Source organism: Nonomuraea sp. NPDC005692, from assembly GCF_040631115.1.
GTDB lineage: Bacteria > Actinomycetota > Actinomycetes > Streptosporangiales > Streptosporangiaceae > Nonomuraea.
Window position 1 is genome coordinate 104,003 of sequence record NZ_JBEXYU010000020.1, and the last position, 25,065, is coordinate 129,067.

Genomic DNA, 25,065 nt, shown 5'->3' on the forward strand with positions numbered 1-25,065 from the left:
GAGTCAGCGCCTCCCCGTGGTGATGTTCAGGTCGAGCAGCGAGCTGGCGTCGTCCGGCGGGCCGGGATCGGGACCGGGGCCGGAGGCGCCGGCCGGAGCCGGGTCGCGGGCCGGGGCAGGGTCGCGCTCCAGCCACAGTCGCCTGCGCCGGAAGACCGGCGCGGGGGCGGGCTCGCGTTCCGGACGCACGCGCGTCCGCGGGTCCGGCTCGCTCAGCACGAGGTGCGCGTTGGTGCCGCCGAGCCCGAACGAGCTCACGCCCGCGACCCTGGGTGAGGGCCAGTCCCGCGGCTCGGTGGCGGGTTCGAAGGGCGAGGCGGCGAAGTCGAAGCGCGGGTTGGGCCGCTCGCAGGACAACGTCGGCGGGATCCGCCCGTGCTCGACGGCCAGCGCCGCCTTGATCAACCCGGCGACCCCGGCCGCGCTGAGCGTGTGGCCGATGTTGCTCTTCACGCTGCCGATCGCGCACGTCCCCGGGTCGCCGCCGCCCTCGGCGAACACCCGCGTCAGGGCGCGCAGCTCGATGGGGTCGCCGATGAGCGTGCCGGTGCCGTGCGCCTCGATCAGGCCGATCTCCGCAGGCGTGCGGCCGGCCGCCGCCAGGGCCCGGCGGACCACGTCCGCCTGGGCCTCGGGGTTGGGCGTGGTGACGCCCATGGTGCGGCCGTCGTTGTTCACCGCGACCGCCTCGATGACCGCGTGCACCCGGTCGCCGTCGGCCAGCGCCGCGCGCAGCGGCTTGAGCAGGACGACCCCGCACCCCTCCCCCGGCACGAACCCGTCGGCGCGCTCGTCGAACGTGTGACACCGTCCGGTGGGCGACAGCGCCTTGGCCGCGCTGAGCTGGAGGTAGTCGTTCTCGTCCAGGAGCACCTCCACCCCGCCCGCCAGGGCGACCTCGGCCTCCCCGGCGAGCAGGCTCTGCGCGGCGAGCTGCACGCCGACCAGCGAGGAGGAGCAGGCGCTGTCCACGACGAGGTTGGGGCCGCGCAGGTCGAAGTGGTGGGCGACCCTGGCCGCGATGAAGTTCTGGTCGGAGGCCAGCCCGCCCGGCCGGACGCCGACCCGGCGCCCGTAGTCGGACATGCGGGCCCCCGCGAACACGCCGGCCCGGCGTCCGCGCAGCTCGGCGGGGTCGTATCCGGCGTCGGCCAGGCAGGCCGCGCAGCACTCCAGGAACATGCGGATGGCCGGGTCGAGGGCGCGGGCCTCGTCCTCGCCCAGGTCGAAGTAGTCGTTGTCAAAGTCCTCGATGCCGTCGACGAAGCCGCCCCACTTGCTGATGCTGCGGCCGAGGGCGGGTTCGGGCGAGTACAGCTCGCGGTGGTCCCAGCGGGAGGCGGGCACCTCGCGCACGTCGCACCGGCCCTCGGTGAGGTTCCGCCAGAACGCGGCCACGTCGGGTGCGCCGGGGAACCGGCAGGCCATGCCGATGATCGCGATCCTGCGATCATCGGCGGCCCCCGGGAGGGCGGGCTCGGGGGCGCCGACCTGCGCGGTCTCCCGGCCCTCCCCCCGCGCGCCCGGCTCGGGGACGGCCGGATGACCGGCGCCCGGCTCGGCGGTGGCCGGACGGCTGACGGTCGGCTCGGGGACGGCCGGATGACCGGCGCCCGGCTCGGGGGCGGCCACATGGTCGGTGGCCGGTTCGGGGTGGCCCAGGCGGTCGCGGAGTTGCTCCAGCGTGGGGTAGTCCAGCAGCAGCGACGGTTCCAGGCTCTCCCCGAGTCGTTCCTCGATGCGCTGCACCAGCTCGGCCAGCATCACCGACTCGACGCCGAGGTCCCCGAACTCCGCCGTCGGGTCCAGCGCGTCCACGGGGATGCCGATCGTCTCGGAGAACAGCACGGCCAGCCAGTCGGGCCCGTCGGCCCGCGCCTGCTCGGGAGCCGGGCGGGCGGGGGCCGGACTGGTGGGGGCCGGGCCGGCGGGGGCCGGCTGGTGGTCCGCCCGTTCGGGGAGCCGGATCAGCGCCGGGACGTCCACGGACGCGCCGGACGGCGGGCACGGCAGCACGGTCGCGCCGCGCGGCAGCCCGATCACCCGGTCCAGCACCCGCAGCCCGTCCCGGTCGCCGAGGGACGCCAGACCGACGGCCTCGCCGACGTTGGGCTTCCCGCGCGCCCCGCCGGACTCCCGCCACTGCGGCCAGTCGACCGACCGGAACTCGGTCCGCCCGGACCGCCGCCTGACCCCGGTGCAGTAGTCGAGGAAGGCGTTGGCGGCCGCGTAGTCGGCCACCCCGGCGGCCAGCGCGGGCACGGCGGCGCACACGGAGGAGAAGGTGACGAAGAAGGCCGGACGGTCCCCGGCGCACGCCTCGTCCAGCGCCTCCAGCAGGTCGGCCTTGGGCGCGAGCACGGCCCGCAGGTCGTCCTCGGACTTGTGGGCCAGCGACGGACGGCCCTGGCTGGAGCGTCCCGCACAGTGGACGACGCCGCCGATCGGGCCCAGCTCGCGCCGCACGCCGTCCAGGAAGGCGGCCACCCCGGACGGCGGCCCGGTGTGCACGACCACCCGGGCGCCCGCGCGTTCCAGGTCGAGGACGGTGGCGACGGCCTCCTCGCCGGAGCCGTCCCACTGCTCGCGCGGCGGCAGTGGGCGCACCCCGAGCAGGGCGAGCCGGCGCGCGCCGCGATCGGCCAGGTGGCGGGCCACCAGCGCGCCCAGCCCCCTGGTGCCGCCGCTCACGACGTAGACGGCCGTGGGATCGAGCTCCGGCTCGGCGTACGGCGCGGACAACTCCCGCAGATCAGGACGGAACCGCTCGCCGTCGCGGTAGCAGACCTCCCCGTACGGCTCCGCGGCCGCCCACTCGGCGCGGATCTGCGCGGCCGTGGGCCGGTCGCTGTCCAGCACCGTGGCCGTGACCGCCGGGTACTCGGCGGCGAGCATCCGCACGAACCCCGCCAGCCGCGCCCCCGCCAGGCTCGGCGAGGCGCCGTCGAGGTCCAGCAGGCCGCTGGTGACGTGCAGGATCCGGAGCGGGCGGCGCCGGGCCAGGGCGTCCCGCAGGACGGCGAGCCGGTCCAGCTCGCCCCCCGGGTCGGCCTCGCCCAGGTCGCGCAGGTCGATCCAGCCGGTGAACTCCTCGGGGACGGGGTCGCCCGCTCGTACGGGCACGACCTGGTCGCCGAGCGAGCGCGCCAGCTCCTCGGAGGCGGCGTCGAACAGGCACACCACGGTCCCGTCGCCGAGCGTCCCGGGGTCGTGGGCGGGCTGCCCGGACGGCGCCCAGGTCCGTTCGAAGAGCGGCGTCTCGGGGGCGGCCGGTTCCCGGTCGCCGGAGGCGGGTTCGAACGGCCAGCACCGCATCCGGTCGAACGGGTACGACGGCAGCCCCACCAGCCGCGCGCCCGGCGGCGGCGTCCGGTCCACGTGGCCGCCGTCCACCCAGTGCCGTCCCAGCTCCAGCAGGTCGCCGGGCCGCCCGGACAGCTGGTCGCCGGGCCGCCCGGATGGCGGGGCGCCGGGACGTGTCCGGCCGCGCAGCACGTCGGCGGGCTCCGACCGGGCGAACCGCTCCAGCCGTTCGCACAGCTCCGCCACGTCCGCGACGACCAGGGCGAGCCGTTCGCGCAGCGGTTCGCGTCCGGTCCGGAGGGTGTGGGCGACGTCGGCGAGGTTCTCGGGCGTCGCGCGCAGGTGACCGGCCAGCCGGCCCGCCATGGCGCGCAGCCGCCGCTCGTCGTGGGCCGACAGCACGATCAGCTGCGGTCCGGCGTCGGGAGTGGCGGGAGTGGCGGGCGGGGCCTCCTCGATCACCGCGTGCGCGATCGTCCCGCCGGCGCCGAACGAGCTGAGGCCCGCCCGCCGGGGCGCGCCGCCGGGCCCCTCGGGCCAGTCGGCCGCCTCGCGCTGCACCCGGAAGGGGATCTCGTCCCAGGCGATGTCCGGGTTGAGTTCGTCGGCGTGCAGGGAGGGCACGAGCCGCCGGTGCCGGAGCTGGAGCACGATCTTGGTGAGCCCGGCGATGCCGGCGCCCGACTCGACGTGCCCGAGGTTGGACTTGACCGACCCGATCGGGATGCTGCCCGGCGCGGCCCCCGCCGGCCCGAACACCCGCATGAGGGCGTTGATCTCGATGGGGTCGCCGAGCGCGGTGCCCGCGCCGTGGCACTCCAGGTAGCCGATGCCGGCGGGGTCCACGCCCGCGTCGGCGAGCGCGCGGGCGACGAGCTCGCCCTCCTCGACGGGGCTCGGCACCACCCAGCCGTTCGTCCGGCCCGAGTGCACGACGGCGGTGCCCCTGATCACGGCGTGGATGCGGTCGCCGTCCGCCTCGGCCCTGGACAGCGGCTTGAGCAGGACGACCCCGGCGCCCTCGGCGGGCACGAAGCCGTCGCCGCCCGCCCCGAAGCTGTGGCAGCGCCGGTCGCCGGCGGTGAGCCGCATGCGGGCGTGCTGGACGAACTTGTTCGGGTGCAGGTTGAGGTTGACGCCGCCGGCGATCGCCAGCTCGCACTCCCCCTGGCGCAGCGACCGGACCGCGAGGTGCAGCGCGGCCAGCGACGACGAGCACATCGTGTCGACCGACATGCTGGGCCCCTTGAGGTCCAGGTGGTAGGAGACGCGGTTGGCCACGCCGCCGAGGGTCGCGCCGGTGTCCTGGGGCGTGCCGCGCAGGCTCTGCTCGACGCCGAAGAAGGGGTACTCGTTGTACATCACGCCCGCGTAGACGGCGACGTTCGAGCCGTGCCGGTCGCGCAGGCGGGTGCGCGGGTAGCCCGCGTCCTCCAGGGCCTCCCAGGCGACCTCCAGGAAGACGCGCTCCTGCGGGTCCATGAGGGCCGCGTCGCGCGGGGTGATGCCGAACAGCAGCGGGTCGAAGTCGGTGACGCCGTCGAGGAAGCCGCCCCACATGAGGTCCACGGGCCAGCCGTCGCGGGTCCTGTCGGCGGGGACGCGGGAGAGCGAGTGCCGCCCGGCGGCCAGGTTCTCCCAGAACGTGCCCAGGTCGGGAGCGTCGGGGTAGCGCCCGGCGATCCCGATGACGGCGATCGCGCCGTCGTCGGCACCGTCGCCGGAACCGTCCGGCCCGTCGGTCCGCGGTTCGGTCCGCGGTTCGGTCCGATCGGTCCGATCGGTCCGATCGGTCCGATCCGGCCGGTCCGTCGGGGGCGGGGCGGGGGTTCTGGCGGACAGCGCGGCGGCGACCCCGGCCAGGTCCTTGTGCTCGAAGAAGAGCGTGCGCGACCGCTCGCCCAGGTCCCGCTCCAGCCGCGCGTTGAGCTCGACGATCTGGGACGACGTCAGCCCGTACTGCTCCAGCGGCACCCGCGTCCCCAGCCGGTCGGCGTCGATGCCAGAGACCTCGGCGTAGACGCCCTTGAGGTAGTCCTCCATGTCCCCGGCGGCGGCCTGGGCCGCGACCGGCTCCGCCCGTTCGATCCAGTACGGCTCGGCCTCGAACGGGTAGGCGGGCAGCGCGACGCGTCCGGGCCGCTCCGGCCAGAACCGTGCCCAGTCGACGTCCTGCCCGGCCACCCAGGCGGCCGCCGCCTCGGCCTCCGTGCCCGCTGGGCCGGCGCCCCCGCCGGAGCGCCCGGCGAGCACGGACGGGTGCGTCCTGCCCGCCGCGAACGCCTCCAGCCCCTCCCGCAGCCCGGCCGCGTCACGGCAGACGACGGCGAGCCGGTGCGCGAGGGCGGCACGCCCGGTCTGGGAGGTGTAGGCGATCCGGCGCACGTCCCGCTCCCCGGTCTCGGCCAGGCGGCGGGCGGCGGTCACCAGCCGCTCCCGGGTCGCGGCGGAGACCAGGACGGCGTGTTCCCTGCCGTCCTCGGCCGCGCTGCCCGGGGTCTCCTCGGGACGGGGCGCCCGGACGACGGCGTGGGCGTGCGTGCCGGTCGCCCCGAAGGCGTTGATCAGCGCCCGCCGCTCGCCGGTCCACGGCTCCGGCTGCTCCGGCACGGCGACCGCGTCGGTGGGCGGCTCGGCGAGGAGAGTGGGCGCCAGCCGTCCGTGCCGCAGCTGCAGCAGCACCTTGGCGAGCTGGGAGGCGCCGGACGCGGCTTCGAGATGGCCGATGTTCGGCTTGAGCGTGCCCGCCGCGACGGGCTCGGACCGCTCGCCGAAGACCTCGGCCAGCGCCTCGGCCTCGGCCGCGTCGGCCAGGGCCGCCCCGGCCGCCGCGCACTCGACGTAGGAGACGTCGCCGGGCCCGGCGCCGGCCAGCTCAAGGGCACGGCGCATGGACGCCGCCATGGCGCCGGCGCTCGGCGCGGTGAACCGCCCGGTACGCCCGGTGTGCGCGACCCAGGTGGCCTCGACCACGCCGTGGACGGCGTCCCCCGCCCGGACGGCGTCCGCGACGGGCCGCAGCAGGAAGGAGCCGACGCCCTCGCCGACCGTCCAGCCGGGCCGGTCGGCGTCGAAGGCGGCGGCGCCGGCCTCCTCGGCCAGCAGGCCCAGCCCGGCCAGCAGCCCGGCGTGGTAGGGGTCGGCGAGCAGGTTGACGCCCGCGACCACGGCCGCGTCGCAGTCGCCCGTACGAATGGCCTGGGCGGCCAGGTGCAGGGCGGTCAGCGTGGACGAGCACGACGTGTCCACGGCGATGCTCGGCCCGGTGAAGCCGAAGAAGTACGAGACGCGGTTGACCATGTCGGACGCGGTCGCCGAGACCACGGCCGGGCCGCCCGCGCGCCAGGCGGCGGCGCCCGCGTGCTGGTAGTCGTGCCACATCGAGCCGACGAAGACGCCCACCCTGGGGGCGGTCGCGTGCAGCGAATCGGGGGTGTGACCGGCGTGCTCCAGGCACTCCCAGACGCTGTGCAGCAGGAGCCGGAGCTGCGGGTCGAGCGTCGCGGCCTCCTTCGGCGAGATGTGGAAGAGCAGGCTGTCGAAGCGGTCGATGTGCTCCAGGTAGCCGCCGGGACGCTCGCCCCTGGGGCTCGGGCCCAGGCTGCGGGTGCCGGTGCTGAGGTTGCGCCAGAAGCCGTCCAGGTCGTCGGCGCCGGGGTAGCGGCCGGCCATGCCGATCACGGCGAGACCGGCCGGCCGCTCCTCGGACGTCGGCTCCTCGCGCCGGACGGGCTCGGTGCGGAGGGCCGGTTCCGTCTCGGGTGTGGAGAGCACGGGAGTGGCGAACACGGGGGCGGCGTCGCCGGTCGCGTACTCGGCGGGGCCGCCCAGGAACGCCTGGAGGAAGCGGTGGCCGTCGTCCAGGTCGAACTGGTCGCGCACCTGGTCGAAGGCGACCTCGCCGATGGGACAGAGCCCGATGCCGCAGGCCGCCTGGCCGGTCATCAGGAGCTGGCCGAGGTAGCCCGCCTCCAGGGTCAGGTAGCGCAGGCTCTGCTCGCCGTACAGGGGTTCGATGCCCTTGGTCTGGCCGATGAGGTAGAGGCTGAATCCGGCGCGGTCGTACAGGTCGCGGTTGTAGACGAAGTGGGCCGTACGGTCGAGCTCGGGGCGGCCGTTCACGAGCTGGAGGGCGTGCTCGACCGGGTTGTAGTAGTAGATCCCCTCGGCGACGCCGCCGATCGCGCCCTTGGTGACGTGCAGGTACGCCTGCACGGCGTAGGTGTCCCCGGCCGACGGGTACAGGTGGCGCGCGCGGTCGCCGAGCCGCCGTTCGCGCAGCAGCCCGAGCAGCCGGCACAGCGACCGGTACGGCAGCGAGCCGGGCGCGAAGTCGCGCACGCTGGCCCGCCAGGCGAAGTGCTCCTCGGGCACGTCCAGGCGGTCGAGGCGGATGAGGCTGGCGTCCGGCTCCAGCGGGCGCAGGTTCCACTGGCCCGCCTTGAACGCCTCCCGGTCCTCGGGCGAGAAGAAGTCGACCTCCCCCGGCCCGTCCGCCTCGACGTCGGCCCGCGCGGGCTGCTCGACGGGCTGGTCCGCGGAAGGCTTCTCCGCGGTGGGCTTCTCCGCGGCGGGTTTGTCCGTGGAGGGCTTCTTCGTCGCGGGCTTGTTCGTCGCGGGCTTGTCGGTGGGGGCGCCGACGACGGTGGCGATGCCGGTGACGGTCGGGTTCTCCAGCAGCAGCGCCACCGGAACGCGCCTGCCGTACCGCTTCCGCAGCGCCTTGGAGACCTGGACCATGGTGAAGGAGGTGACGCCCTGGTCCCAGAGGTCCTGGCCGGGATCGACCTCCTCGACCCCGATCAGCTCGGCGAACAGCTCGGCGATCTCCGTCACCGTCTGTCCCGCCACCTCGGGCTCGGGCTCCGGCTCGGGCTCGGGCTCGGGGGCGCGGTCGGCGAGCGGCCACGGGAGGGCGTCCCGGTCCAGCTTGCCGTTGGAGGTGGCCGGGAACGTGCTGACGAACGCCACGTGGTTGGGCACCATGTACGCCGGCAACGTCCCGGCCGCGTGCGCCCGCAGTTCCCCGACGTCCGGCTCCGCGCCCTCGGCCATCACGTACGCGACCAGCTTCCGCTCCCCCGACCGGTCGTCGCGGGCCAGGACGACGACGTCCCGCACGCCCGGATGTTGCCGCAGCCGGTGCTCGATCTCGCCCAGCTCCACCCGGAACCCGCGGATCTTCACCTGGTTGTCGGCCCGCCCGAGGAACGTGATGTTCCCGTCGGGCAGCAGCGCGGCCCGGTCGCCGGTCAGGTACATGCGCCCGCCCGCGAACGGGTCCGGCACGAACCGCTCGGCGGTCAGCTCGGGCTGGTTGCGGTAGCCGAGGCTCAGGCACCTGCCGCCGATGAACAGGTCGCCCTCCTCGCCTTCCGGGCAGGGCCGCCGGTCCTCGTCGAGGATGTAGTAGACGGCGTCGTCGATCGGCCGCCCGTACGGGATGCTCCGCCACGACGGGTCGACCTCGCCCACCTCGAACCAGTTCGACCAGACGGTGGCCTCGGTGGCGCCGCCCAGGCTGACCACCCGCGCCCGCGGGAACGTGGCGCGCACGGCGTCCGGCAGCGGCAGCGGCGTGTAGTCGCCGCTGAGGAAGACCAGCCGCAGGTCGCCGGTGCCCTCCTCGCCCTGCCGCTCGGCGAGCAGCGGGGCGAGCTGGTTGAGCGTGGTGGGCGCGGAGTTCCAGAACGTGATCGGCTCGTCGATGAGCACGTCCAGCAGCAGCTCGGGGTCGCGCTGCTGGCCCTCGTCGGCGATGTAGAGCGAGGCGCCCCGGCCGAGCAGGCCGAAGATGTCGAACACCGACAGGTCGAAGCCGAGCGAGGTGACGCAGAGCCCGACGTCGGAGGCGTCGAAGTCGAAGGTGCGGTAGCACCAGTCGAGCAGGTTGAGCAGCGGCCGGTGGCTGACCTCGACGCCCTTGGGCTTGCCGGTGCTGCCCGAGGTGAAGATCACGTACGCGAGGTCGTCCACGGTGCCGGCTAGGGGCGGGTCGCCGCGGTCGTCGCCGCCGGCGTCCAGCTCGACGGCGCGCACGCCCTCGGGCACGGCCCAGCCGGGCGTCTCGGCGCAGGTGAGCACGATCCCGGCGGCGGCGTCGTCCAGCATGACGGCGGCCCGCTCGTCGGGCAGGGACGGCTCCACCGGCAGGTAGGCGCCGCCCGCCTTGTGTATCCCGAGGACGGCGGCCACCATGTCGGGCCCGCGGCACAGGCGCACGGCGACCACCGTCCCCGGCCCCACGTCCAGCTCCTTCAGCCGCCAGGCGACGGCGTTGGCGCGCCGGTTCAGCTCCCCGTAGGTCATGGTGCCGCCGGCGTGCCGCAGCGCGACCGCGTCGGGATCGGCGGCGGCCTGCCGCTCGAACAGCCGGTGCGCGGGGCGCAGCCGGTCCTCGAAGGCCGCGAACAGCTCGGCGAGGTCGGGGAACTCCGGCTCCAGCGCGTCCCAGTGGTAGTGCAGCCGGTCGCCCTCCCTGATGACGATGCAGTCGAGCGCGACGTCCGGGGTGTAGGTCATCCAGGGCCCGGCCTCGACGCCGTCCGGCAGGGGGTGCTCGGTCAGGTCGAGGGTGCTGGTGTAGACGACGGGGAAGGCGTAGGCGCGGCGGCGGCGTTCCTTCATGACGTGGCCGCGCAGCGTGGCCAGGCCGGTCAGGGCGCCGTTGGCGGCGTCGGCGGCGATCCGGTCCGGGTAGGACTCCTCGTCGGTGACCCAGCTCAGGGCGGTGTGCTCGCCGGGGCGCCGCGGCTCGGACTCGGCGGTCCAGCGCACCACGGACACGCTGAACGGATCGGCGAAGCGCGCGCGCAGCGCGCCGGCCAGGGCGGCGAAGACGGTCTCGTCGGACACCGCGGCGACGCTGCCGCTCAGCCGGACGCGGCGCGCCGGCGTGGTGGCCACTTCGGGCCCCGGCGGCAGGTCGCGGAACCGCTCGTCCCAGTAGCCCCCTTCGTGCGGGCGCTCAAGGGCGCCCGGGGCCTCGGCGGCCGGCCGCGGCTCGGCGGACGGGTCGGCGTACAGCCTGAACAGCTCGCGCAGCACGATGTGGATGCTCCGGCCGTCCAGCACGGCGAGGTCGACGGCCGCGTGCACCGTCTCGCCGCTGACCCGCAGCTCCCAGTGCGGCCAGCGGCCCAGCGGGAACGCCCGCCCGGCCATCTCCCCGGCCTCGACGCCGGGGGTCTCGGGGATGCTCCAGTTCTCCGGCGCGTGCGGCCTGACCCGCAGCGTCCCGTCGTGGGTGACCTCCGAGCGCAGCGCGTCGTGCGCGGCCACCAGGCGCAGCCAGGCCCGTTCGAGCCGGTCCCGGTCCAGGTCGCGGACGTGGAAGCTGTGGTGGACCTGGCAGCCGTCGTACGGGTGCGCGCCGCCCGCGCGGGCCACGTAGTACGCCTTCTGCAGCTCGTTGAGCGGCCGGATCTCCTCCTCGCCGGTGTCGGCGGCCAGGGCGCGCAGCGCGTTGGTGAAGCGGGCGAACAGGGTCTCCGGCTCGCCGGGCTCGAAGCACCCGGGCACCAGGTCCCAGCGCACCCGCAGCTCGCCGTCGTGCTCCCACATCTGGTGGTCGAGCGCGACGCCGGAGGTCTGGCTCAGCGCGTACGTCACCGGCGGCACGGCCTCGTCGGGCCGGGCGTCCAGCAGGCTGGTGAAGACGACGGGCAGCGCCGTGCGCTCGCGCAGCTCCCGCATGACGGTCACGCCGGGGACGCCCGCGTGGCCGAGGTCGCGCCACAGCCGCCGGTGCACCTCCTGGACCGCCTCCGGGAGCGGCTCGCCGAGCGTGCTCTCGGCGGCGAACACGGCGGTGCCGGTGAACGGCCCGACCACCTCGTCCACCTCACGCGGCAGCCAGGCGCGGCCGGTCGTGGTCACGGCCAGGGAGCAGTCCTCCCCCCTGCCGACCGTCTCGGCGAACAGGGTCAGCACCAGGGCGGTCGGCGAGACGTCCAGCTCGGCGGCCCTGGTGCGCAGGGCGCCCCACTGGGCGGCGGTCAGCGAACCGGTCAGCGCGGAGCGCGGCGACCCGTCCGGCACGCCGGCGGCGGGGCCGGGCGGCAGGTCGGCCAGGCGTTCCCGCCAGTAGTCCAGGTCCTCCTGGTGGCGGGGGCCGCGCCGCTGGGCGTCCAGCGCCAGCAGGCAGTCGCGGACGGACAGGTCGCTGTCCTCCAGCACGTGGCCGGGGTCGCGGTAACAGCGCCACCAGTCGCGCAGCAGCACGTCGAGCCCGCGGCCGTCGGTCACGCTCGCGTCGATGCCGAAGTGCACGGTCCCGGGCGTGGTGACCTCGACGGCGAACGGCGGCCAGACGCCCGGCTCGTAACGCCGGTGCGCGAGGCGTTCGCGGGCGCCGGGCTCGTCCACCGGCAGGTCCCAGGAGGGGGCCCGCTCCAGGATCCGCTGGGTGCCGTCCTCGCCCAGCTCCAGGCGCAGGGCGTCGTGGTGGTCGACGACGCGTTGCCAGGCCGCGCGCAGGCGGGCGGGGTCCACGCCGGGCACCTCGAACTCGCGGTACACCTGGCAGCCGACCGGGTCGGGGGTGGCGTCCTCGTCCGCGCCCATGACGTACGCCTGTTGCAGGGGCGTCAGGGGGAACGGCTCGTGCCGCTCGCCGGGGGCCGGGCTGATCGCCGCCCCGGTCGCGGGGGTGTCGTGCTCCGCCGTCCCGGCCAGCTCGGCGATCCGCGCGGCCAGCTCGGCCGGCGTGGCGCAGCCGCCCAGCCGCTCGACGGGGAAGTCCAGCGAGAACTCCCGCTGGATCTCGAACCACACCCGTACCGCGGAGATCGAGTCGAGTCCGCTGTCCTTGAGTGAAGCGTCGGGGGTCAGCTCCGCACCGCCGGGCAGCACCTCGGCCAGCAGGCGGATGACCGTCTCCGTCACGCGCTCGTCGTGCTCCATGGGCCTCCTCCCTCACTGCGACGCTAGTGAGGACGGCGCGCGCTGCCTGCTCAAGACTGAGCAGGCAGCGCAAGGCGATCGGCCGTAACTTTCTGACCATGCCTGGTTCCTGGATAGCGGGCGGCGAGCCCAGACCCGACGCCCGCATCAGACTGTTCTGCTTCGCGCACGCGGGAGGCGGGTCGGCGCTGTTCCGCAAATGGGACGACCACCTGTCGCCGGACGTCGACGTCTGCCCGGTGGTGCTGCCGGGGCGCGAGTCACGCCTGCGCGAGCGGCCCTACAACCGCATGGAGCAGCTCGTGGGGCCGCTGTCGGAGGCCATCGAGCCGTACACCGACCGGCCGTTCGCGCTGTTCGGGCACAGCATGGGGGCCGTGGTGGCCTGGGAGACGGCCCGCCGCTTTTCGCCCGCGGTGCTGTTCGTGTCCGGACGCCGCGCGCCGCACCTGCCGACCCGCCGCCGCCGCTTCAGCGACCTGTCGGAGGACGAGCTGCTGAGCGAGATGGGCAAGCTGAACGGCACGCCGTCGGAGGTGATGGACCAGCGCAGCCTGCTGGAGGTGTTCCTGCCGGGCCTGCGCGCCGACTTCGAGCTGAACGAGTCGTACACGCCGCTGCCCGGCCCGCGTCCTGACTGCCCGATCTCGGCGCTGACCGGCGACGCCGACCCGGAGGTCGACCCGGACGAGATCAGCGCCTGGGCCGACGCCACCGGCGGCGGTTTCACGCTGCGCGTGTTCGGCGGCGACCACTTCTACCTCAAGGGCCCGCGGCCCGAGGTGCTGACGGCGGTCCAGGAGGACCTGAACCGCCATCTGCTCAACGTCTAACCGTCCTTGGACAGGTCGCGCAGCCGGGCTTCGAGCAGCCCGGCGGCGGCCTCCATCAGCCGGTCGGCGATGACGTCCACGTGCCTGGCCCGCCAGTCGGCCAGCTCCGTGCCCGCCACCCACCGGTTGAACGCGCCCATCGCCGGCCCGCAGTGGACCTGGTAGTCCACCTGCCGCCCGGCCTCGCCGCGCAGCGCCAGCCTGATCGTGTGCACGAAGTACCAGCGGAAGACGAGCGCCATCCGGTGCTTGGGGTCGCGCTCGGCGCGGGCCAGCTCGGCCGGCCGGCGCGCGGCCAGGAACGCCCGCGTCTCCTCCCACACCTCCTCGAAGGAGCGGCGGAAGAACTTGTCCTGGATCGTCCGCCTGGTCCGCTCGTCGATCTCCTCCAGCGAGCCGTACTGGCGGTAGAGCTGGTAGAGCTTGTTGGCGCGGGCCGGGAACAGCGTGCCCTTCCTGGCGACCTGCACCTGCGCGCCCATCTCGAACATGTCGCCGGCCGGGGCGTAGGCGGTGTCCTGCACGTCGAGCCCGGCGAGCAGGTCCTTGACGGCGTCGGACGTGCCGGCCTCAGGAGTGCACTGGTTGACGCTGCCGGTGACGATGAAGTCGGCGCCGAGCACGAACGCGGCGGCGGCCGCCTCCGGGGCGCCGATGCCGCCGGACGCGCCGACCCTGATGCGCCGGGCGTAGCCGTGGGCGGCCATCTCCTCGTCGCGCAGCCGCAGGATCGCCGGCATCAGCGCGTACGGCGAGCGCCCGTCGGTGTGCCCGGCCGAGTCGGCCTCGACGCAGACGTCCGCGCTGACCGGCAGCTCCGCGGCGACCTCCGCCTCGGCCGCGGTCAGCGCCCCCTCCCGGACGAGCCGGTCCAGGACGGCCTGCGGGGCGGGCCGCATGAAGGCGGCGGCGACCTCGGGCCTGGAGACCTTGGCCACCACGTGCCGGACGGCGACCGGCCGCCCGGCCGGGTCGCGGTGCGCGCCGCTGCAGCGGTAGCGGACGAGGGGCGCGGTGATGTGCGGGTAGGCGGCTGCCTCGACGTACCGCACGTCGCGGCGGAGCAGCAGGTCGACCGTCTCGCGCTCCAGGCCCTCCTCGTCGAAGCCGTAGAGCAGGTTCACGCCGTAGGCGCCGTCCGGGCCGAGGGCGGACTGGACGGTGTCGAGCGCGTCGGCGATCTGGTCCAGGGTGAGGCCGCCGGCGCCGAGGAAGCCCATCAGCCCGGCCCGGCCCATCCTGATCACGAGCTCGGGCGAGGCGATGCCCTTGAACATCGACCCGGCCAGGTAGGCGTGGCGGACGCGGTAGTCGGCGCGGAACTCGGCCGAGCCGAGCACGATCCCGGCCTCCCGGACAGCGGGCGCCTCGACCGGCTCCCGGACGGCGGGCATCTCGGCCGGTTCCCGGACGGCAGGGGGCTCGGGCGGGTGGCGGCGGGTGACCGTCCACAGCTTGGTGAGCACGTCGCCGGGGCCGATCTCCGCCAGCTCGGACACGCCCTGGTCCATCAGGTAGCGCAGGCCGTCCACCCACCGCACCGGGTTGCAGATCTGGCGGCGCAGCAGCTCGGCCGCCTCGCCGGCCCGGTACGGGCGTCCGGTCACGTTGGAGATGACGGGCACCCGCGGCTCCTCGATGCGGACGCCGTCCAGCACCTCGGCGAAGGCGTCGGCGGCCGGTTCCATGTAGCGCGAGTGCGAGGGCACGCTCACGCTCAGCGGCACCCACTTGCCGGGGCCGCCGCGGCTGAGCGCGTCCAGCTCGTCCTTGGGCCCGGCCAGGACGACCTGTTCCGGGGAGTTGTAGTTGGCGATGTCGACGCCGGTGCCCGCCAGCAGCTCCTCCAGCCGTTCCGGGTCGGCGCCGAGCACCGCCGCCATGGCGCCGCCGCCCGCCTCGGACATCAGCTCGCCGCGCCGCTTGACCAGGCCGAGCGCGGTCTCGAAGTCGAAGCAGCCGGCCGCGAACAGCGCCGCGTACTCGCCCAGGCTGTGCCCGGCCAGGTAGTCGGGCCGGCCGCCCTCGTCCTGCCGGGCGAGGAAGCTCAGCGCGTTGACCGTGAACAGGGCGGGCTGCACGTAGCGGGTCTCACGCAGCCGCCTGGGGTCGTCGCACAGCTCGGCGACGGAGTAGCCGAGGATCTCGTCGGCGCGGGCGCACAGGTCGGGGTACCGCTCCAGGACGCCCGCGCCCATGCCCTTGCGCTGCGACCCCTGCCCGGGGAAAACCCACACGACGGACATCAGGCGCGTTCCTCTCTAGCGTTCCCAGGGGAATCTCTTCTCGGTCGCGTAGTCGACGAGCCTGCGGCGCACCTCGAGGCTGGACATGAGCCGGCCGAACTCCTTGACCGCCACCTGCTCGGTCTCGTCCGACAGGATCCACAGCTCGCGGAAGTAGCGCTTCATGTCCGTGACGATCGACCGGTCCAGCTTGGTCAGCCGGTAGGCCAGCCGCCGCACGAGCGCCTCCGGGTCGTCCGACACCTCGTCCACCAGGTGGAAGGCGGCGGCCTCCGCGGCGCTCACCGGCTGGGTGCTCAGCGTCATCGCGTACGCCTTCTGGAAGCCCGTGCGCCGGATCAGGAACGGCAGCACGCAGCACGGCAGCAGCCCCCACAGCGCCTCGGGCAGGCTGAAGGTGCTGCGCTCGCTGGCGAAGACGAAGTCGCTGGCCGCGGCCAGGCCGACGCCGCCGCCGGCCACCCGGCCGTCCACCCGGGCCACCACCGTCACGGGCGTCTCGGTGAAGCGGCGCAGCAGGCCGTAGAACGCCCGGCCGCCGTCGGCGACGTCACTGCCGGCCGCCTCCTCCAGGTCCATGCCGGTGCAGAAGACGCCGTCGCCGCCCTCCAGCAGCAGGATGCGGCAGCCGGGCGCGCGCTCGGCCTCGTCCAGGGCGGCGCCCAGCTCGTCGATGGCGCGGTCGTCGATCGTGCGGCTGCGCAGCCGGTGCCGCAGGGTCGCCGAGGTCAGCTCCATCTGTACTCCCGGTGGAAGTCCGCGATGCGGTCCAGCACCAGCAGGCCGCGACCGCCGAAGGCGTCCTCGTACAGGTCGCCGTACGGTTTGGGGTCCAGCACCGCGTCCCGCACGCCGAAGGCGCGGTCGGCGCTCAGCTCGGTCAGCGCGTCCAGCTCCGCGACGCCGATCTCGCGCCGCTCGTCCAGCGCCCGGCCGATGCCGCTGCGCCCCTGTGCCGGGATCACGCCGCTGTAGAACTCCGACGCGCAGCCCGACCCGTACGAGAACAGCCCCGCCCGCCTCGGCGCGTCGAACGCGCCGTGGTCGATGAGCGAGCACAGCGCCAGGTAGAGCGCGGCCGAGTAGGTGTTGCCCACCCGCACGCCGTAGGCCAGGGACGGCGCGACCCGCGCCGCGAAGTCGGCCTCGATCTCCGCCGCCCCCATGCCCTTGAGCTTGCGCAGCAACATCCGGTGCGCGCCCTTCACCATCCCGGCGAACGGCGTGTGCAGCGCCAGGTAGTCGAAGGTGTCCACGATGTCGGCGCCGGCCACCCGCCGCCCGTAGGCCGCGAAGCACTCCTCGGCGCAGCGCATGTAGGCCAGCAGCGACAGGTCGGGATCGACCGCGTCGGTGTCGTGGCGCGGCCGGGCCGTGTCCATCACCTCGAAGGTGTGGTAGCCGCTGGCGCCCGGGTCGAGCCGCAGCACCCGCGCGTCCTCGCCGACCAGCATGGCCACCGCACCGGCGCCCTCGGAGGGCTCCCAGTAGGTGGACTTGGCGGTGCCGCTGGCCGCGTCCGTGGCGATGGCCAGCGCCTTCACGCCGGGGATCGGGCTCGCGCCGACGACGGCGGCGGCGCACTGCAGCGCGGCCGTCCCGCCGTAGCAGGCGTGCTTGACCTCGAACGAGCGGCACGCCGGGTTCAGCCCGAGGTGGTGGTGGATGTAGGTGCTGATCGGCTTGCCGAAGTCGAGCCCCGACTCCGTGCCCACGACCAGCAGCTCGATCCGGTCCTTCTCCTCCGGGGTGAGCGCGTCCAGCAGCGGCCGGGCGGCGTTGACCGCGTTGGTGACCGGGTCCTCGCAGGGCAGGTTGACCGAGCGCTGCTCCATCATCAGGTTGCCGAAGCGGTTGACGTCCAGGCCGCGCGCGTCGAACAGCGCGCGGACGTCCGTGTACGCCCTGCCGACGTAAGCGTTGATCGCCTCGATCCCGAGAGCCATGGCCTAGGGCACCATCAGGACGTCGTGGATGCTGGTCGGCACGAACAGCCGGTCCCACTGCCCGCCGCCGTGCCGTTCCGGGACCCGTTCCACGTCGTAGACCTCCTTGCGCATGCCCTCGCCGCGGTCCAGCTCCCGCACGGCCTGGTAGTCGTCCAGCTCGCGCAGGTGGATGAGGGCGTGCAGGCGGTCCTGCCGGCCCCACGTCTGCTCGTAGATGAAGGCGGTGGCGCGGCCCTCGAGGTTGGCGTTGAGGTAGCGGGACCAGTCGTAGAGGAACTGCCGTCCCTCCTCGCGCAGCTCGTAGCGCGCGTCGGCGGTGCGCAGCACGATCGCCCCGGCGGTCGCCGAGTTGAGCTGCTCCCGCTGCGCGGTCTGGTGCGTCGCGGGCGGCACGAACGTGCCGGGCACGTCGTGCACGTCGTCGGTGAACCCGTGCTGCGGGCACATGACGGTCTCCTGGAGACTGCCGTGGACGAACATCTTCTCCCAGTTGCCGCCGCCCTTCTTGGGCAGCCGGTCCTTGAGCGAGATCTGCTGGAACGCCTCGTCGTGGTCCACCATCTCGATGAGCTTGCTGTACTTCTCGGGGGACTTCATGTGCACGAACCAGTGCAGCCGCTCGCGGACGCCGAAGACCTCCTCGTAGCAGAAGGTCGTGGCGACGCCGGCCTGGGCGCGGTTCATGTAGTCGAGCAGGTCCACGCTGAAGTCGCGGCCCTCGCGGGCCATGCCGTACTCCAGCATCCCCACACGGTGGATGATCAGGCCCGCGTTGCCCGAGTGCAGCAACTGGTCGGGGGGCAGGGTGGTCTGATACTGCGCCGGCTTCGTCATGCCCCGAATGTCGCCCACGGGCGCGGGAACCTCCGCTCAATATTGAGCAGGCCCCCCAGGGGCCCGACGCCCGCGGGCTCAATATTGAGCAGCAGGACGACGGCCCGATCGGCCTAGCCTCTCATGTGCCTGACATGCCTCTGGGAGCCCACGAACTGCTGGTCTTCATGCTGCAGCTGGGCCTGCTCCTCGGTCTCGCCGTCCTGCTCGGCCGGCTGGCCGTGCGCCTGCGCATGCCCGCCATCGTCGGCGAGCTGACCGTGGGCGTGCTGCTCGGCCCGTCGCTGCTGAACCACCTCGCCCCCGCCCTGAAGTTCACCCAGCTCCACCTGCTGGACGCGGTGGGCCAGGTCGGCGTGCTGCTGCTGGTCGCCATCACCGGCATCCAGCTCGACTTCGGCCTGGTCCGCCGGCGCGGCGCGACGGCCGTCAAGGTGAGCGTCGCCGGTCTGGTCGTGCCGCTGGGGCTCGGCGTGGCCGCCGGTTTCCTGCTGCCCGCCTCCCTGCTCGTCGAGGGCACCAGCGTGACCGTCTTCGCGCTGTTCCTGGGCGTGGCCACGTGCGTCAGCGCCATCCCGGTGATCGCCAAGACGCTGACGGACATGAAGCTGCTGCACCGCGACGTCGGCCAGCTCTGCCTGACGGCGGGGATGGTGGACGACGCGTTCGGCTGGTTCATGCTCTCGGTCGTCTCGGCCATGGCGACCACGGGCGTGCGCACCGGGCAGATCGTGTTGTCGCTGGTCTACCTGGCCGCGCTGGTGCCGTTCGCGCTCTGGGTGGGCCGGCCGCTGGTCCGCTGGACGATGCGGGCCGCCACCCGCTCGGACGAGCCGGGCCCGGCCGTTGCCGTCGCCGTGGTGCTGGTGCTGCTGGCCGCCGCCGGCACGCACGCGCTCGGCCTGGAGGCCATCCTGGGCGCGTTCGTCTGCGGCGCGCTCATCGGGCGGTCCGGCCACGCCGACGCCGCGTGGCTGGCCCCGTTGCGCACGATCGTCCTCAGCGTGCTCGCTCCCCTGTTCTTCGCGACGGCCGGCCTGCGCATGGACCTCACGCTGCTGGCCAGGCCGGACGTGCTGGCGGCGGCGGGGGCCGTGCTGGGGGTGGCGATCGTCGGCAAGTTCCTGGGCGCCTACCTGGGGGCGCTGCTGAGCCGGTTGAGCGCGTGGGAGGCGTTCGCGCTGGGGGCCGGCATGAACGCGCGCGGCGTCATCGAGGTGATCGTGGCGATGGTCGGCCTGCGCATCGGCATCATCGACACGGCGATGTACACGATCGTGATCGTCGTCGCGATCGTCACCTCGCTCATGGCGCCGCCGATCCTGCGCGTCGCGATGAGACGCGTCGAGCTCACCGCCGAGGAACGCCTGCGCCGGGCCGAGCACGAGCAGCTCGTCGAGCCCGGCCGGCGCGGCTGACCCTATCGGGGGACGACGATCGCCGTGGCCAGCAGCCCGGGGGCGGCCGTCCAGCGGCCCGCGAACTCCGCCAGGGGCGCGTCCGGCGGCAGCAGCCTGGCGCGGAAGCGGCCGTCGAGGGAGAAGGCGAGGGAACCGTCGTGGAACCCCAGCCACTCGCCGGTCAGCGGGAACCACGCCTTGTAGACCGACTCCTTGGCGCTGAACAGCAGCCGGTCCCAGCAGGTGCCGGGACGCAGGTCGCGCAGCTCGCGCACCATCGCGGCCTCCTCGGGCCGGGCCACCATGCGGAAGACGCCTTCGGGGAGGGGTTCGTGCGGTTCGGCGTCGATGCCGATGCTGCGCACGTCGCCGGCGTCGGCCACGGCCGCCGCGCGGAACCCGGCGCAGTGCGTCATGCTGCCCACCGCGCCCGCCGGCCAGCGGGGCGCGCCGCGCCGGCCGGGGACGATGGGCGCGGGCGGGATGCCGAGGGCCGCCAGCGCCTCGCGAGCGCAGTGGCGGACGGTGGCGAACTCGCGCCGGCGTTTGGCGACCGCCTTCCTGACGGCGTGCCGCTCCTCGGGGAAGAGCCGCACGCCGGGCGGGTCGCCGTACGCGGTGGAGACGGCGACGTTGTCCGGGACGAGCGTCTCGATCATCGAGTGTCCCTCCTCCTGGGCCGGCGCGTGCCCCTGCGTCTACCCACAGGCCGCCGTCGTCACCTCTCGCCGGTGAGCGGTTCGAGGACGAAGACCGGGATCCGGCGCTCGGTCCTGGTCTGGTAGTCGGCGTAGTCGGGGTAGGCCGCCACCGCCCGCCGCCACCAGACGTCCTTCTCCTCCCCCGACACCTCGCGCGCCCGGTACACGCCCGTGACCGTGCCGTCCTGGAGCTCGACGACGGGCTCGGCGAGCACGCTGGCGTACCACTGGGGGTTGACCGGGGCGCCGCCCAGGGACGCGACGGCCGCGTAGCGCCCCTCGTGCTCGACCCGCATGACCGGCGTCCTGCGCAGTTTGCCGGTCTTCGCGCCCCGGTAGGTCATCAGCACGACGGGCAGGTCCTTGATCGTGACGCCGTCGGTCGTGCCGGTGCGCATGATCTGCTCGACGTGCTCGCGGACCCAGTCCGACGCGCTGGGCTCGTACTCGCCGGTCGGGGCCTGCGTGGCCTGCCGGGCCGCCTCCGCCGGGCCGTGCCGCCGGCCGGGGCGCCTGTCCACGTTGTCGGTGAGGGTGTTGATCAGGGCGGGCAGCCCGGCCACCGTCTCGGCCGGCAGGCCGGCCACGGTCTCCTCGGCCAGGTCGACCCAGAGCCGCTTGACCTGCTCGGCCAGCGCCCGGCCGCTGTCGGTGAGCTCGACCACGCTGGCCCGCTTGTCGGACGGCGCCGGCGTGCGGCGGATGTGGCCGGAGGCCTCCAGCTTGCGGCTCATGAGCGTCACGCTGGGCGGCTCGCATCCCAGCGCCTCGCTGAGCTGCGCCTGGATCCTCGGCCCGGTGCGGGCGAGTTCGAGCAGCAGCGCCTCCTGCCCGGGATGCAGGCCAAGCGGGGCGAGCAGGGCGGCGGCCCTGGCGCGGTGGCGCAGGCTCAGCAGGCGGATCGCCTGGTTGACGGCGTCGGCTTGCGCGAAGTCCATGATCGCTCCTTGACGAAAATTAGTTATCTGCATAATAGTTATTCGCGTAACCAAATCCTACACGGCCGGGCAGCGCCCGCCGAAGCCGGGATCGCGAAGAGGGCCCCCTGACGCGGCGCCCGCACGCCGCACGTCCGCGACGCGAATCAGACAAGAACGGAACCACTCATGACGAGCATCGGCACCGCCGCCCGGCGGGCCACCCCACGGACCATCCCGTCCTGGCTGGTCCTGGCGCTGGCCTGCGCCGGCCAGTTCATGGTCATCCTGGACGCCTCCATCGTCAACGTCGCCCTCCCCGCGATCCGCGCGGAGCTCGGCTTCACCCCCACCGGGCTCGCCTGGGTGGTGAACGGCTACCTGCTCGCCTTCGCCGGCTTCATGCTGCTGGGCGGCCGGGCCGCCGACCTGTTCGGCCCGCGCCGGACGCTGGTCGCCGGGCTGCTGCTGTTCTCCGCCGCCAGCCTGGCCGCCGGCCTGGCGACCGCGGCGGAGGTCCTGGTCGCGGCCCGCGTGGCGCAGGGCGCCGGGGCCGCCATGATGGCCCCGGCCACGCTGGCCGTGATCAACACGTACTTCACCGAGCCGGGCGCGCGCGCCAGGGCGTTCGGCGCCTGGTCCTCCGCGGGCGGCGTCGGCGGGATGATCGGCGCGGTGGCCGGCGGCGCGATCACCACCGGCCTGTCGTGGCGCTGGGTCTTCCTGATCAACGTGCCGGTCGGCGCGCTGCTGATCGCCGTGGCCCTCTCGGCGCTGGTCACCGTGCGGAGCGCGCGGCGCGAGCCGCTCGACCTGGCCGGCGCGGTCACCGGCACGGCCGGCCTGGCGGCGCTGGTCTACGGGGTCATGCAGAGCGCCGACCACGCCTGGTCGTCCGGACGGGTGCTCGTGCCGGTGCTCGCCGGGCTGCTGCTGCTCGCCGTCTTCGTCGTGGTCGAGGCGCGCTTCGCCGGCCGGCCCATGCTGCCCCTGCGGCTGCTCCGGATCCGGGGGGTGGCCGTCGGGAACGGCATGCTGCTGCTGTTCGGCGGGATCACCATCGCGATGTGGTACTTCACGTCGCTGTTCCTGCAGAACGTCCTGGGCTTCAGCGCGCTGCTCGCCGGGCTCGGGCAGACGCCGGCGGCGGTGACGTTCATGCTGGTCGCCCGGGTGTCCGCGGCCCTGCTGCCGCGGGCCGGGGCGCGTCCGCTGGTGCTCGGCGGCGGCGCGCTCTTCGTGGCCGGGTTCGGCTGGCTGTCCCTGGCCGAGGCCGGCAGCGGTTACCTTCCCGCCGTCCTCGGGCCCACGCTGCTCGTCGCGGCCGGCATCGGGCTGACCTTCCCCACCCTCATGGCCGCGGCGACCGCCGAGGCGCCAGAAGGCGCGGCGGGCGTCGTCGGGGGCCTGGCCAACACCACCAGCCAGGTGGGCTCGTCGATCGGCCTGGCGGTCCTCGCCACGGCCGCCGGCGCCGGCGGCGCCGCGGGCTCCCCTGAAGCCCTCGCCGACGGCTACGGCCTGGTCTTCCTCATCGCGGCCGGGCTCGGCCTGGCCCTCGCGGCGGGCGGCTTCCTGCTGCCGCGCCGCGTCTGATCCACCCGCAACCCCACCCCTTCCAGCAAGGAGACCTCCATGTCCATCGCCTTCGATCCGATCGCCGTGGGCGGCACGAAGCTGGCCAACCGGATCGTCATGGCCCCGATGACCCGCAGCCGCGCCCGCGACGGCCTGGTGACGAGCCTGACCGCGCAGTACTACGCCCAGCGCGCCTCCGCCGGGCTGATCGTCACGGAGGGCGTCCAGCCGTCGGTGATCGGCCAGGGCTATCCCTTCACGCCCGGCCTGCACAGCGCCGCGCAGGTCGCCGCCTGGCGCGAGGTCACCGGCGCGGTGCACGCGGCGGGCGGGAAGATCTTCGCCCAGCTCCTGCACACCGGCCGGATCGGCCATCCGGTGCTGCTGCCCGAGGGGGCGGTCCCCGTCGCGCCGTCGCCGGTGGCCGCGCGCGGGCAGCTCTTCACCCCCGACGGCGTCAAGGAGTTCGTCACCCCGCGCGAGCTGACGGAGCCCGAGATCGAGCGGACCGTCGCCGACTTCGCGGACGCCGCCCGCAACGCCGTCGAGGCCGGCTTCGACGGCGTGGAGGTGCACGGCGCCAACGGCTACCTGATCCACCAGTTCCTCGCCCCCGGCACCAACCGGCGCACCGACGGCTGGGGTGGCTCGGCGGCCGGGCACGCCCGGTTCGCCGTGGCGGTCGTCTCCGCCGTGGCCGGCGCGATCGGCGGCGACCGCACCGCGTTGCGGATCTCGCCCGGGATGCCGAACAACGACATGCACGAGCCCGACCCGCGGCCGGTCTACGAGGAGCTGCTGGGCCGGACGTCCGGGCTGGGGCTGGCGTACCTGCACGTCATGGAGGCCGCCGACCGGGAGCTGACGCGCGCCCTGCGGCGGCTCTTCCCCGGCCCGCTCGTCCTCAACCCGCACACCGGCGACCGCCCGACCGGCCCGGAGGACCTCGCGCTGATCGAGGACGGCACCGCGGACCTGATCGCCTTCGGCCGGCTCTTCCTCGCCAACCCCGACCTGCCCCGCCGTCTGGCGACCGGCGCGCCGCTCAACGCCCCGGACGCGGCCACCTTCTACGGCGGCGACGCCGCGGGCTACACCGACTACCCGGCCCTGCCCGTCTGACCGGCCGGTCGTGGGGGGGGCGGACCTGATCAGGCGACGCCGTCCTTTTTGATCTTCAAGGATGCGTCCGGCCGGAATTTCGGTCGGCCGATAAAGTGGCCTCCATGCGGAGAAGGCCGTCGGAGGCGGTGTCAAGGAAGGTCCGCCCCCCACGCTCCGGCGGCGATTCGCCGGGACATCCGCGAACGGGACTCCACCAGGCTCGATGCGCGCCTCCACCCGCCGGAGTCACCGAAACGTGATCGGCGCTTCTTTTCCCGGAGCGGACCCGCTTATTCTTTGTCCCGCGCATGAACCAAGGGAAACAATTCTTCGGCGAATTCGGGGCGGGCGGACCGCCGGAAATTAACCTCCGCCCGGCCGCTATTCGAATAAGCCGGGAAAAGCGCATTGTTCGGTCAATCCCGCACCGGTATTCAGGCGGGTGGGGTCGCGGAACCGTCGTGGAACGATCCACATGCGAGAGGCCGTCATGGATGCCAGCATCGTCGGATGACCCGAAAGGTGGAATCCATGTCCGAGCCCGCGATCCGTCCCAACGAGACGACGGTTCCGGTGCTGCCCTGCCCCGCTCCCGAGCAGACCCTGGAGTTCTTCGAGGCGCTCGGGTTCACCGTCACCCACCGGCAGACCCGTCCCTACGTCTACCTGGCGATGCGCTGGAGCGGATTCGACCTGCATTTCGGCCCCGCGCCGAAGGGGCTCGACCCCGCCCGGGAGGCGACCGGGGCGTGCCTGGTCCTGGTCGACGCCGTGGCGCCGTACCACGCCGCGCTGGTCGCGGCCATGCGCCGGGCCTACGGCAAGGTGCTGAGCTCGGGCCTGCCGCGGATCACCCGCTACCGGCCCGGCGCGTCCAGGTTCACGCTGATGGACCCGTCCGGGAACTCGATCATGTTCATCCAGCGGGACGAGCCGGCCGAGCTGGAGTACGGCGGCTCCACGAAGCTGACGGGGCTGGCCAAGGCGCTCGACAACGCCCGGATCCTGCGCGAGTTCAAGAACGACGACCTGCAGGCCTACCGGGCGCTCAAGTCGGCCGTGCGCAGGCACGGCCCGCAGGCTCCGGCGGCCGAGCGGGCCATCGCCCTGTGCCACCTGGCCGATCTCGCCACGGCGCTCGGCGAGCCGGCCGAGCCGTGGCTGGCCGACCTGCGCGGCACCGAGCTCACCCCCGACGACAGGCGGCGCGTCGAGTCCGAACTCGGCCACCTCGCCGACCTGCGCGAATGGCTCGGACCGAGCTGACGGCGGAAGACCCGCGGCGAACGGCCGCCG

Annotated in this window: 12 protein-coding genes; 5 read left to right on the plus strand and 7 right to left on the minus strand. The window is 74.2% G+C overall.

Annotation, left to right across the window (positions count from 1 at the left end; all coding sequences use genetic code 11):
• Nucleotides 1-3 precede the first annotated feature (3 nt).
• Entirely contained in the window at nucleotides 4-12,207 is a 12,204-nt protein-coding gene (locus ABZ459_RS33085; protein WP_357978816.1) for an amino acid adenylation domain-containing protein, read from the minus strand.
• Nucleotides 12,208-12,305: 98 nt separating this feature from the next.
• Between ABZ459_RS33085 and ABZ459_RS33090 the strand changes: the two genes are divergently transcribed.
• The gene (locus tag ABZ459_RS33090) at nucleotides 12,306-13,040 is read left to right on the plus strand and encodes an alpha/beta fold hydrolase (RefSeq protein WP_357978818.1); all 735 of its coding nucleotides are present in this window, start codon (nucleotides 12,306-12,308) and stop codon (nucleotides 13,038-13,040) included.
• Here the strand turns inward: ABZ459_RS33090 and fabD are convergent.
• The 4 genes from fabD to ABZ459_RS33110 are packed head-to-tail and all read right to left on the minus strand — an operon-like array spanning nucleotide 13,037 to nucleotide 18,069.
• Nucleotides 13,037-15,286 (minus strand): ACP S-malonyltransferase, encoded by a 2,250-nt coding sequence (gene fabD / locus ABZ459_RS33095; protein ID WP_357978820.1) that lies wholly within the window; start codon nucleotides 15,284-15,286, stop codon nucleotides 13,037-13,039. The genes ABZ459_RS33090 and fabD overlap by 4 nt on opposite strands.
• Nucleotides 15,287-15,301: 15 nt before the next feature.
• Nucleotides 15,302-16,024 carry an enoyl-CoA hydratase-related protein gene (locus ABZ459_RS33100; RefSeq protein WP_357978822.1) on the minus strand — a complete coding sequence of 241 codons (723 nt, stop codon included), beginning with the start codon at nucleotides 16,022-16,024 and terminating at the stop codon, nucleotides 15,302-15,304.
• On the minus strand, nucleotides 16,015-17,232 hold the full coding sequence (locus ABZ459_RS33105; protein ID WP_357978824.1) for a hydroxymethylglutaryl-CoA synthase: 1,218 nt from the start codon (nucleotides 17,230-17,232) through the stop codon (nucleotides 16,015-16,017). Before ABZ459_RS33105 ends, ABZ459_RS33100 begins: the two co-directional genes overlap by 10 nt.
• Before the next feature lie 3 nt (nucleotides 17,233-17,235).
• Complete coding sequence (locus ABZ459_RS33110; protein ID WP_357978826.1) at nucleotides 17,236-18,069, minus strand: DUF6039 family protein; 834 nt, start codon at nucleotides 18,067-18,069, stop codon at nucleotides 17,236-17,238.
• Nucleotides 18,070-18,203: 134 nt separating this feature from the next.
• Between ABZ459_RS33110 and ABZ459_RS33115 the strand changes: the two genes are divergently transcribed.
• Complete coding sequence (locus tag ABZ459_RS33115) at nucleotides 18,204-19,487, plus strand: cation:proton antiporter (RefSeq protein ID WP_357978828.1); 1,284 nt, start codon at nucleotides 18,204-18,206, stop codon at nucleotides 19,485-19,487.
• A 2-nt stretch (nucleotides 19,488-19,489) separates the two neighbouring features.
• Here ABZ459_RS33115 and ABZ459_RS33120 read toward each other — a convergent pair whose 3' ends face one another.
• Together ABZ459_RS33120 and ABZ459_RS33125 are read right to left on the minus strand one after the other, a co-directional pair.
• Nucleotides 19,490-20,128: a 4'-phosphopantetheinyl transferase superfamily protein gene (locus ABZ459_RS33120; RefSeq protein ID WP_357978830.1), complete on the minus strand. Its 639-nt coding sequence runs from the start codon at nucleotides 20,126-20,128 to the stop codon at nucleotides 19,490-19,492.
• Nucleotides 20,129-20,187: 59 nt separating this feature from the next.
• Nucleotides 20,188-21,108, minus strand: a complete 921-nt coding sequence (locus ABZ459_RS33125; protein WP_357978832.1) for a nitroreductase/quinone reductase family protein — start codon at nucleotides 21,106-21,108, stop codon at nucleotides 20,188-20,190.
• 168 nt (nucleotides 21,109-21,276) lie between these two features.
• Between ABZ459_RS33125 and ABZ459_RS33130 the strand changes: the two genes are divergently transcribed.
• The 3 genes from ABZ459_RS33130 (at nucleotide 21,277) to ABZ459_RS33140 (ending at nucleotide 25,035) form a co-directional block, all read left to right on the plus strand.
• Nucleotides 21,277-22,683 carry an MFS transporter gene (locus ABZ459_RS33130; protein ID WP_357978834.1) on the plus strand — a complete coding sequence of 469 codons (1,407 nt, stop codon included), beginning with the start codon at nucleotides 21,277-21,279 and terminating at the stop codon, nucleotides 22,681-22,683.
• 39 nt (nucleotides 22,684-22,722) lie between these two features.
• Nucleotides 22,723-23,787, plus strand: a complete 1,065-nt coding sequence (locus ABZ459_RS33135) for an alkene reductase (RefSeq protein WP_357978836.1) — start codon at nucleotides 22,723-22,725, stop codon at nucleotides 23,785-23,787.
• Nucleotides 23,788-24,300: 513 nt separating this feature from the next.
• Nucleotides 24,301-25,035 carry a glyoxalase gene (locus ABZ459_RS33140; protein WP_357978838.1) on the plus strand — a complete coding sequence of 245 codons (735 nt, stop codon included), beginning with the start codon at nucleotides 24,301-24,303 and terminating at the stop codon, nucleotides 25,033-25,035.
• Nucleotides 25,036-25,065: the final 30 nt, after the last annotated feature.

Bases quoted from the DNA above. Each gene is read 5' to 3' on its own strand.
- fabD (WP_357978820.1), bottom strand. From the start codon at position 15,286: ATGTCCGTCGTGTGGGTTTTCCCCGGGCAGGGGTCGCAGCGCAAGGGC.
- ABZ459_RS33090 (WP_357978818.1), top strand. From the start codon at position 12,306: ATGCCTGGTTCCTGGATAGCGGGCGGCGAGCCCAGACCCGACGCCCGC.
- ABZ459_RS33110 (WP_357978826.1), bottom strand. From the start codon at position 18,069: ATGACGAAGCCGGCGCAGTATCAGACCACCCTGCCCCCCGACCAGTTG.
- ABZ459_RS33085 (WP_357978816.1), bottom strand. From the start codon at position 12,207: ATGGAGCACGACGAGCGCGTGACGGAGACGGTCATCCGCCTGCTGGCC.
- ABZ459_RS33120 (WP_357978830.1), bottom strand. From the start codon at position 20,128: ATGATCGAGACGCTCGTCCCGGACAACGTCGCCGTCTCCACCGCGTAC.
- ABZ459_RS33105 (WP_357978824.1), bottom strand. From the start codon at position 17,232: ATGGCTCTCGGGATCGAGGCGATCAACGCTTACGTCGGCAGGGCGTAC.
- ABZ459_RS33125 (WP_357978832.1), bottom strand. From the start codon at position 21,108: ATGGACTTCGCGCAAGCCGACGCCGTCAACCAGGCGATCCGCCTGCTG.
- ABZ459_RS33130 (WP_357978834.1), top strand. From the start codon at position 21,277: ATGACGAGCATCGGCACCGCCGCCCGGCGGGCCACCCCACGGACCATC.
- ABZ459_RS33140 (WP_357978838.1), top strand. From the start codon at position 24,301: ATGTCCGAGCCCGCGATCCGTCCCAACGAGACGACGGTTCCGGTGCTG.
- ABZ459_RS33135 (WP_357978836.1), top strand. From the start codon at position 22,723: ATGTCCATCGCCTTCGATCCGATCGCCGTGGGCGGCACGAAGCTGGCC.
- ABZ459_RS33100 (WP_357978822.1), bottom strand. From the start codon at position 16,024: ATGGAGCTGACCTCGGCGACCCTGCGGCACCGGCTGCGCAGCCGCACG.
- ABZ459_RS33115 (WP_357978828.1), top strand. From the start codon at position 18,204: ATGCCTCTGGGAGCCCACGAACTGCTGGTCTTCATGCTGCAGCTGGGC.